A 7,005-nucleotide genomic window follows, 5' to 3' on the forward strand; every position below is an offset into this window, starting at 1 on the left:
GTTGCCCTCTCAAGCATGGGTGTAGTGGAGTAGCGTCCATTCATCGACGAAGACGCGGTCTTGCGGGTGAACGACGAGCGTGGTGGCGGGATGCTCGACGATCGCCGGCCCGACAACCTCGTGGCCGGGTTGCAAAAGGTCCATCTCATAGAGGTTGGTCTTGTGCCAGCGGCCACCGATGTAGGCTTCGCGCACGCCTTTGTGGGCTGGCGATGGGTCAGATTTTCCCAGCGGCCGCCTTGCCAGCACCGGCTTGACCTTGTCGGCGGTAGCGACCAGCCCCAGTTCGGTGATCGAGAAGCCAGCTTCGCCGTAGCGCGAAACCCGATGGTTGACCTTGGCATAGACTGCCTCGAACTCGTCGATGACCTTGCGCATGTCATCGGCGGTGCGAATGGCCGACAGTGGTGCCATGACCTCGACGTCCTCCAATTGGCCGGTATAGCGCATCATCAGGAACGGCACGGTCTTGATCTTGTCGCGGGGGTGCCCGTCGACGAGCATCTCGTCCACTGCGGCCTTGGTCAGGTCGTCCCAGACAGCGGTGACCTTTGCCCCGTACTCCTCCAGCGCCTGATCATGTGCCTTTGCGGAAATATCGATCTGGGTGGAAACGGAGTGCCTGCGCATGAAGTCGGCAGTGGTGCAGCCGAAGGCCGAGAATGCAGCTGCGAACTGGAAGGTGATGATGTCCTTGAAGCCAATTCCGCGCGAGCAGCCGGCCAGATGCAGCGGCCCCGAGCCGCCATAGGAAAGCAAGGTGAATTCGGAAGGGTGGATGCCCTGCCCGGAAATCACGCGCCGTAGCGCATTGTTGGCGTCGTCTTCCAGCATCTCGATCATGCCTTCGGCAGCTTCCTCGACCCCGACGCCGAGAATATCGGCACATTTCTGCTTGAACGCCTTGCGGGCCTTGTCGACTTCCAAAATGACCTTGCCGCCAAGGAAATAATATGGGTTCAGCCGCCCGAGAATGGCGTCGCAATCGGCGATTGTCGGTTCGGTTCCGCCCTTGGCAAAGCATATTGGACCGGGGTCCGAGCCAGCGCTTTCAGGCCCCAGAGAAACCTTTTTGGTCAGCGGATCGACCTTGAGGATCATGCCCGCGCCCGCGCCGATCGTATCGAGAGAGAGCGTCGGCACGTTGAGCTTGAAGCGAGCCATCAGCGGCTCGTTCTCGATGCGCGTCTGGCCGCGGGTGATGACGCCCATGTCGAAGGAAGTACCGCCCATATCCGAGCAGATAAGATTATCGTTGCCGATCAGCTTGCCGACATAGGCAGCACCGAGAATGCCGCCGATCGGGCCGGAAATCATCGTCTCGTGCAGGCGCGGGTGGTCGATCGAGGTCAGCCCGCCGAAGGACAAAAGTGTTTGCACGCCATACTTGAAGCCGTATTTCTTGGAAACGTCCTCGATACCCTTGAGCTGCATGCGGCCGCGCGACGTCGCATAGGCCTCGATCAGCACGCTGTTCAGCCGCGACTGCTCGCGGATGACGGGCCGCACTTCATGCGAGGTGTAGACGAGGATATCCGCGCCGACCGCCGCGATCTCCTCGCGGCAGATTTCAGCGATGCGCTTTTCATGCGTCGGGTTGACGTGCGAGAAGATAGTCATGATGCAGATCGCATCCACCTTGTCGGCAATCAGCTTTTTTGCCGCTGCCGAAACCTCATGCTCGTAGAGCGGCAGCACGATGTCGCCGAACTGGTCGATGCGCTCGGTGACGCCATGGGTGCGCCGGCGCGGCACCAGCGGATCGGGATGATGATGCGTCACCGCATGCAACCGGTCGGCGTAGGAATAGTCGGCCCAGGCCTGCAGCCCGCGCCCCATCAGGATCATGTCTTCGAGACCCTTGGTGGTTATCAGGCCCAGCTTTTTGCCCGTGCGCGACAACAACGTGTTGAGCATGCCGGTGCCCGAGTAGAGCACGACGTTGACGCCCGAGAATAAGGCCTCCAGCGAAATGCCCCAGGCATCCGCCGCGTCCTCGGCCGAAGCCAGAAACCCTTCCGCCTCGTTCTTGGGCGTCGTTGCCGACTTACCGATCTTGAAGTGTCCGTCGGCATCGACAAGGATGGTGTCGGTCATGGTGCCGCCGGCGTCGATACCGATCACAATTGGCTGGGTCACGGTCGCCTTCCAGGGATTTGTTAAGTTGACCCTAGCCTAGATCTGGGCGACGACTTGACGCCATATGCCTAAAGACACAATGACGGACAGGCAGGGAGGGCCGAAAAAACATCATGCGCATGGGCAAGGTCTGGGAACCGCTGGCAAAGGCGATCGCAGCGAGCGGCACGCAGGATCATGTCGATTGCCTGATCGACCTGATCGGCGCCGACGTGCCGCACGACCTCGTGACCGTGACCCGTTACTCGGCCACCAAGATGCCTGAGTTCGTCAAGCACCGGCGTTTTTCCGACGAAATGGTGCGCCGCTACCTTAATGACTATTACGTGTTCGACCCGTTCTACGCCTGGTGGCGGCGCGAACGCCGGCGTGGCATCGTCCCTCTGAAGCGGTTGGCCGACGACGAGGTGAAACGCGGCCGCTACATCGCTGAATTTCTAGCACAGTCGGAGATTTGCGACGAAGTCGGCATCCTGCTCGAAGACGGCGGCGACTGGTGCCTCGGCATTTTCCTCGACCGTTCGACAAAGCCGTTCCGCGACAGCGAGATCTTGACGCTGAATGATCGCCTTCCCGTATTCGCATCCCTGCACGCGCTCGACATTAAGGCACGCGCCCCCGATTTCTCGCGCACCACCGCACCCGTCGGAATCGGCGCTACGCCCCGCAAGGAGCCGATTATCGGCGACGGGCTCTGGCCCGAACTCAGTCAGCGCGAACGCGAACTCGTCCAGTTGGTCCTCGCCGGGCACCCGACCGTGACCGTTTCAAGCCGGTTGGGCATTACCGTCGGCACGGTAAAAAACCACCGCCGACGCATCTATGAAAAGCTCGACATCACGACGGAACGAGAACTGTTCCTTCAGTTCTTTCAACACCTGCCGCAGACCTGATGAAAGAAGTGGTCAGCCAGTCGCCTGCGCCCTTCCATGTGACGCCGCGTGGCTTCCCGGGGCCAAACCTACCTTCGATGACCGTATTCGATAAGTTCGGGTAACGCATTCCACTGAACCATCTGAGCACTCGCCTCATACGCGAAGGCTTGATCTTCGATCCAGACGCTGGCCGATCACAGGTGGGCGAGGTCAATCTGTTCGCTGCAGCACTCGTTTCGATCTTTTCCACCGCCCAGAATCTCCTCGTTTCATCGCCTCCAATCGCTCCGCATCTCAAATACGTTTCCATTGTCATCCGGCGGCCACATCGGCCACAAACTGCGATTCTCTGAAGCAGCGCGGATCCCTTGCGTGCCGCACCCATATGGCCAGCCAGGTACTGGAACAGCCATCGCGGTCAAGAAACACATGAGACCGGGTATCGTCGCCACAATAATGGGCTTTGGAATCCGCTGGCGGGCTTCGGGCTAGGCGCGATCATCGGCGGCACAATCGCGAACCAGTAGCAGTCGCCGCGTACGCGTCCGATCTTGGCCGCCTATTGAGCCGCGCCCGATTACCGTAGTTTCGCGGTTGGGGCGCGCAGAGTGTGATTGAGTGTGAGCGTGTCCACTGTTTTGGAATGGACACTGCGTACTGATGACTGGACAACCCCCTTCACCTGTTGTCAGCAATTCCGGAGCTCTGGACGTCGAGGTACCAGTGCTTCATCCTGCGCCTCAGACACCCCGCCGCAAGCGATCCGTAGGACGGCGCTGGAGCCGCGCCGACAAATGGCGGATTGTCGAGGAGAGTTATCAGCCAGGCACATCGGTATCGCTGGTCGCGCGCCGCTACGATGTGAATGCGAACCAGGTCTTCAACTGGCGCCGCGAAGCGCGGGATGGCCGGCTCGGCAACCGGCTGGATCACGCCGTCGCGACCCCTGTAGGCGCATTTCGGGCGGCGAGATAGAATCGCCCGGACCGCACGGCGTCACGCCCAGCCGTTCCGATACGTCCTCGCCGATCAGAATCAAAAACACTGATGCCTTTATCCTCTTCGACGAAATTGCGGACCACCGCGATAGGCGACGAAGGATAAAACGGCAAAGATCGTCTTCTATTGCCAAACGAAATCGTTTCGCTGGGAACCAAACCTCTAATCCTAAATCAAATGATTGATGGCCGCGTTCACGTTGAAAAATGCGATGAAGTTCCTTGTCGACACCGGCAAGTCGTCACGCCCGTTCTCTAAATGTAATCCAACGGTTTCCGAACATCACTGCGGCGCGACGCAGATGCCGGTGGGTAAAAGGCAAAGTGACGAAGCGCTGCTCGACCGTCTGCAGCGCGCCGCGTTTGGCTACTTCTTGCAGTCGGTCAATCCGGCCAATGGGTTGGTTGCCGATACCTCGCGCGAAAACTCGCCATGCAGCATTGCCGTCGTCGGGTTTGCGCTGTCGGTCTATCCAGCCGCGGTAGAGCGCGGCTGGATGACGCGTGCGGATGCGGTCAGCCGCAGCCTTTCCGTGTTACGTTTCTTCAGCGACAGCGATCAGAGCGGCGACCCCGGAGCAACCGGGTATAAAGGCTTCTACTACCACTTCCTCGACATTCGGACAGGTGTGCGCGTCTGGCGCTGCGAATTGTCGATGGTCGACACGGCGTTGCTGATTGCGGGCGCCTTGACGGCCAGCGCGTATTTCGATTCGGATAGCGACGAGGAATCGGAATTGCGCCGGATCGTTGATACGCTTTACCGCCGCATCGACTGGATCTGGGCGCTGGGCGGCGAGACAACCATTCGACTAGGCTGGAAGCCGGAGTGTGGGTTCCTGCACTACGGTTGGGAGGGCTACAACGAGGCTATCGTGCTCTATGTGCTCGCGCTGGGTTCGCCAACACATCCACTAGAGGCGCACAGCTATGAAGCATGGACCGGGACCTACCAATGGGAGAATTTGTATGGCCACGATTTTCTGTATGCCGGACCATTGTTCGTCCATCAGTTCTCCCACGCATGGATCGACTTTCGCGACATCCGGGATCGTTTCATGCGCGAGAAGAAGTGCAATTATTTCGAAAATAGCCGGCGCGCCATCGAAGTTCAGCGCGAGTACACGCGGCGCAATCCCCACCGTTTCGTTGGCTATGACGAAAGTTGCTGGGGCCTGACAGCCTGTGACGGCCCAAGCGATCAGCCGCCGTCATCGACAAGGCGGCATCGCCTGTTCGGCTATGCGGCGCGTGGCGTGCCTTATGGGCCCGATGACGGCACGCTTGGCGGGTGGTCCGCGCTGGCGTCGCTGCCGTTCGCACCCGAGATTGCCTTATGCGCTGCGCGCGAGATGCTCCGCCGCTATCCCGAAATGCTGTCAACCGAGCAATACACGAGCAGTTTTAATCCAACACTCACGAGCGCGGGAAATGGCGCCTGGGCTTCCGCCGGCCACTTCGGCCTCGACCAGGGGATCGTGGTGATGATGATCGAGAATTATCGAACGCAACTGATCTGGCGACTGACGCGGAGCTGTAACTACATCGGCGCAGGATTGCGGCGCGCCGGATTCCGCGGCGGCTGGCTGTAGAAACTACTTGGATCCATGGACGACAGCAATTGCAAGAGTTTAGCAAACTAATCTCGACCGCCCCGGATGATGCTTACGAGCACGAACGGTTGAGTAACGTACGCCCGGTTGATTGGCACAATCCACAGCCTGCCGGCCGATATGGCTTGGTGATCATCGGCGCCGGTACGGCGGGATTGGCGGCGGCGTATGCTGCGACGGCAATGGGCGCCAAGGTTGCCTTGATCGAGCGTCATCTGCTCGGCGGCACCTGCCTGAACATCGGCTGCGTGCCGTCCAAATCCATTATCCGTACTTCACGGCTCTACGCCGAGATGCGGCACGCCGATTTGTACGGTGCGCGCATCCCGGCCGATATCAGCGTAGAATTTTCCGAGGTCATGCAACGGATGCGCGCTATCCGTAGCCGCATCAGCAGCGCCGATTCAGTGCGTCGGCTGACAACCGCCGGCGTGGACGTGTTCTTCGGCCAGGCGAGATTCACGGCAAGCGACATGCTGAAGGTGGACGACGGAGCGACGCTGCACTTCAAAAGAGCGGTGATCGCCACTGGCGCACGACCGGACACGCCCTCTATTCCCGGTCTCGCCGAAGCTGGTTATCTGACCAACCAGAATGTCTTCGACCAGACTGAGCTGCCGCGCCGTCTTCTTGTCATCGGCGGTGGGCCGCTCGGTTGCGAGATGGCGCAAGCGTTCCGCCGCTTCGGCGCACATACCGTCATCGTGCAAAAGCCACCGCTTTTCCTGCCCAGGGAGGAGCGCGACGCGGCCCAGATCCTGTCCGACGCCTTGGCCCGCGACGGCGTCGAGGTGAGGCTCAATACGCAAGTCATTAACGTGAAATCACAAAATGGTCAGAAGATCGTCGATCTAGTCAGCGACGATTACAAGAGTACGATTACTGTTGATGCCATCCTTATCGGCACCGGCCGAGTACCCAGTGTCGACCACCTGAATCTGGAAGCCGCAGGCGTTGATTACGACGCCAACTCTGGCGTCCACGTCAACGATTTTCTTCAGACCACCAATCGACGCATTTATGCTGCCGGTGATGTCTGTCTCGACGACAAGTTCAACGATACCGCCGATGCGTCGGCACGCATCGTGGTTCACAACGCGTTACTTCTCGGTCGCCGACGGCTCAGCGCTCTGACGATTCCCTGGTGCACCTACACCGATCCGGAGATCGCCCATGTCGGTCTCTATGTACGACAAGCGCGCGAGCGGGATATTCCGGTCAAGACCTTTACGATCCCGATGCACGATGTGGATCGAGCAATCGCAGATGACGAGGAAGGACCTTGTTGCAGGGATCGGGCTTTGACGTTTAGAGAAGCGGTCCCCACCGGACAGGACTGCCCGAATGCCACACAAGTTCAATGACCTGCGTCGCCATGTG

At 59.7% G+C, this 7,005-nt stretch carries 4 protein-coding genes and 1 pseudogene; 4 read left to right on the forward strand and 1 reads right to left on the reverse strand.

Going from position 1 to position 7,005, the window contains the following annotated elements:
• Window positions 1–9 precede the first annotated feature (9 nt).
• Window positions 10–2,139 carry a hydantoinase/oxoprolinase family protein gene (locus ACX3P0_RS23570; protein ID WP_459092427.1) on the reverse strand — a complete coding sequence of 710 codons (2,130 nt, stop codon included), beginning with the start codon at window positions 2,137–2,139 and terminating at the stop codon, window positions 10–12.
• A gap of 113 nt (window positions 2,140–2,252) precedes the next feature.
• Between ACX3P0_RS23570 and ACX3P0_RS23575 the strand changes: the two genes are divergently transcribed.
• The 4 genes and pseudogenes from ACX3P0_RS23575 to ACX3P0_RS23590 all read left to right on the forward strand — a co-directional run bounded on the left by ACX3P0_RS23575 (window position 2,253) and on the right by ACX3P0_RS23590 (window position 6,989).
• Window positions 2,253–3,032 carry a helix-turn-helix transcriptional regulator gene (locus ACX3P0_RS23575; RefSeq protein WP_459082341.1) on the forward strand — a complete coding sequence of 260 codons (780 nt, stop codon included), beginning with the start codon at window positions 2,253–2,255 and terminating at the stop codon, window positions 3,030–3,032.
• A 753-nt stretch (window positions 3,033–3,785) separates the two neighbouring features.
• A pseudogene (locus ACX3P0_RS23580) lies at window positions 3,786–3,876 on the forward strand (transposase); the annotation flags it as partial.
• A 321-nt stretch (window positions 3,877–4,197) separates the two neighbouring features.
• A complete protein-coding gene (locus ACX3P0_RS23585) occupies window positions 4,198–5,604 on the forward strand; it encodes a glucoamylase family protein (protein WP_459092429.1) in 1,407 nt (468 codons plus the stop codon).
• 29 nt (window positions 5,605–5,633) lie between these two features.
• Window positions 5,634–6,989: a mercuric reductase gene (locus ACX3P0_RS23590; protein WP_459092431.1), complete on the forward strand. Its 1,356-nt coding sequence runs from the start codon at window positions 5,634–5,636 to the stop codon at window positions 6,987–6,989.
• Window positions 6,990–7,005 lie beyond the last annotated feature (16 nt).

It is taken from the genome of Mesorhizobium sp. A556 (genome assembly GCF_054489545.1).

What these genes read in the sequence shown, in the direction of transcription:
- ACX3P0_RS23575 (WP_459082341.1), top strand. Translation starts at nt 2,253, where the DNA reads ATGCGCATGGGCAAGGTCTGGGAACCGCTGGCAAAGGCGATCGCAGCG.
- ACX3P0_RS23585 (WP_459092429.1), top strand. Translation starts at nt 4,198, where the DNA reads ATGGCCGCGTTCACGTTGAAAAATGCGATGAAGTTCCTTGTCGACACC.